The sequence below is a fragment of the Campylobacter sp. FOBRC14 genome, from assembly GCF_000287855.1.
Classification (GTDB): Bacteria; Campylobacterota; Campylobacteria; order Campylobacterales; family Campylobacteraceae; genus Campylobacter_A; species Campylobacter_A curvus.
Map to the genome: position 1 here is coordinate 1 of NZ_ALJJ01000001.1, position 2,301 is coordinate 2,301.

The 2,301-nt window shown below is 37.6% G+C and carries 3 protein-coding genes; 2 read left to right on the forward strand and 1 reads right to left on the reverse strand.

Translation table 11 applies throughout. The features are described from left to right. Together HMPREF1139_RS00005 and HMPREF1139_RS00010 are read left to right on the forward strand one after the other, a co-directional pair. On the forward strand, nucleotides 1–891 hold an 891-nt coding region (locus tag HMPREF1139_RS00005), incomplete at its 5' end, for a restriction endonuclease subunit S (protein ID WP_034965828.1). 30 nt (nucleotides 892–921) lie between these two features. Next, complete coding sequence (locus HMPREF1139_RS00010; protein ID WP_009649267.1) at nucleotides 922–1,725, forward strand: tyrosine-type recombinase/integrase; 804 nt, start codon at nucleotides 922–924, stop codon at nucleotides 1,723–1,725. A gap of 1 nt (nucleotide 1,726) precedes the next feature. Here HMPREF1139_RS00010 and HMPREF1139_RS00015 read toward each other — a convergent pair. Next, nucleotides 1,727–2,301: restriction endonuclease subunit S (locus tag HMPREF1139_RS00015; RefSeq protein ID WP_198003111.1), on the reverse strand; the 575-nt coding region annotated here is incomplete at its 5' end.

The following is a 2,301-nucleotide window of genomic DNA, read 5'->3' on the forward strand; positions in this document are numbered from 1 at the left end:
CTCCTCCCCCTCCCCCCTCTATCCGAACAAAAACGTATAGTAGATAAGCTTGAAGAGATATTGCCGCTCGTAGAAAAGTATAAAGAAGATAAAGAGAAGCTAGACGAGTTAAATTTAAGCTTTCCATCAAAGCTTAAAAAATCCATACTTGACTATGCTGTCAAGGGTAAGCTTGTAGAGCAAAATTTAGAAGATGAAAGCGTAGAAATACTGCTTCAAAAGATAGGACAAGAAAAACAAAGATTAGTCAAAGACAAAAAGCTAAAAGCCGATAAATTCCCTCAATCTACTATTTTTATAGGTGAAGATAATTCCCCTTATGAGAAGATAGGCAAAGAAACTCGCTGCATCGAAGATGAAATTCCGTTTGAGATACCTAGTAGTTGGGCATGGGTGAGACTGGGGGAAATTTGCCAAATTTACACCGGTGATAGCATAAACCAGACTCAAAAGCTGACGAAATATACAAATTTAGAAGACGGCAGATGCTATATAGCCACAAAAGATGTCGATTTTGATGGTTCAATAGACTATGAAAATGGCGTAAAAATTCCTTTTAATGAGAGCAGATTTAAGATTGCTCCAAAAAATAGTGTTTTGCTCTGCGTGGAGGGTGGAAGCGCAGGTAAAAAGATAGGCTATCTTGATTGTGATGTGTGTTTTGGCAATAAACTATGTTGTTTTAATCCGCTACTAATTGAACCTAAATTTATATATTACTACCTACAAAGTCAAATTTTTATATACAGCTTTATGCAAAAAATGTCAGGGATTATCTCTGGCATTAGTTTAAACTCTATAAAAACCATAGTGATAGCCATACCACCACTACCAGAGCAAAAACGGATAGTAGAAAAAATTGAGTTGCTGTTGCCTCTTTTAAAACCTTAAATTTATAATCATAGTGAAGGAGACTTTACTATGATGACTCAGTTTAAAACCTACCTAACAAACAAGAATTTGTCGCAAAATACTATTTTTGCCTACCTTTTTGCCTTGAAGCAATTTTTGGATCGCTACGATGATGTTTCGCGCCAAAATTTGCAAGCCTATAAGCTCTATCTTATAGAGAACAACAGCCCAAAGACTGTAAATTTAAGACTTCGCGCGATTAACTGCTACCTTCAAAGCATAAAAAAGCCGAAGCTGCAGTTAAGTTTTGTCAAGGTTCAACAAAAAAGTTTTTTGCAAAACGTTATCAGCAAAGCGGACTATGAGTACTTTAAAGCTTGCCTACTAAAAGACGGGCACAAAAAGTGGTATTTTGTCGTGCGGTTTTTGACGACTACCGGCGTGCGTGTGAGCGAGCTAGTCAAATTTAGAGCTGAGCATGTTGTGCTTGGCTACTTTGATATATACTCAAAAGGTGCAAAAATGCGAAGAATTTATATTCCCAAATCTTTGCAAGTCTCGGCGAAAAAGTGGCTCGATGAGAGCGACATAGAAAGCGGCTTTATATTTTTAAACAGATTTAGCAGGCCCATTACGCCGCGTGGAATAGCTAGTGAGCTTAAGAAATTTGCTAGGATCTACGGACTTGATCAGTCGGTTATTTATCCACATTCTTTTCGTCATCTTTTCGCTAAAAATTTCTTAGCTAGTTGCAACGACATAGCGTTTTTAGCTGACCTGATGGGGCATACAAGCATCCAAACTACGCGAATTTATCTACGCAGAACGGCCGCCGAGCAACGTGATCTAATAGATAGTGTGATAGACTGGTAGCCTACTTTAGGCTACTTTGCAAAATATCTACGAATTTTAAAAGCTCTTCTATCTTTGTGACTATACGTTTTTGTTCTGGTAGTGGCGGTAGAGGAATTAGAATGCTTTCCCAGCTAGTTTTGTTTACTATTGGAGTAGCTGTTCCTGTGGCTCTATCTTGTAGCTGCTCAAAAAAATGAGACGACAATAAGTAATAAAAAATAAATTTATAGCTACTAAAAAATGGTGTTAGCGAATTTATTTGTTGGTTAAAAGATACAATTCTATCATTAAAATAACATTTGCCTAAAGACCCTCCTATACAAACCATTAAGATAGAACCTTTTTCAGCAACTCTCCCCACTTCGGTTCCCTTTTTGCTTAACTTTTCATTATTGTAATCTATTCCAGAATTTGTAATGTCAGCAGGCTTAATAAATGGCATATAATCTCCGTAAAAATCTCGCACCTGCGTAGAAGGAGTTGAGCCGGTTTGAGCCACCCCCATACTACCCAGTCTCACCCATGCCCAACTACTAGGTATCTCAAACGGAATTTCATCTTCGATGCAGCGAGTTTCTTTGCCTATCTTCTCAT

What these genes read in the sequence shown, in the direction of transcription:
- HMPREF1139_RS00010 (WP_009649267.1), top strand. Translation starts at nt 922, where the DNA reads ATGATGACTCAGTTTAAAACCTACCTAACAAACAAGAATTTGTCGCAA.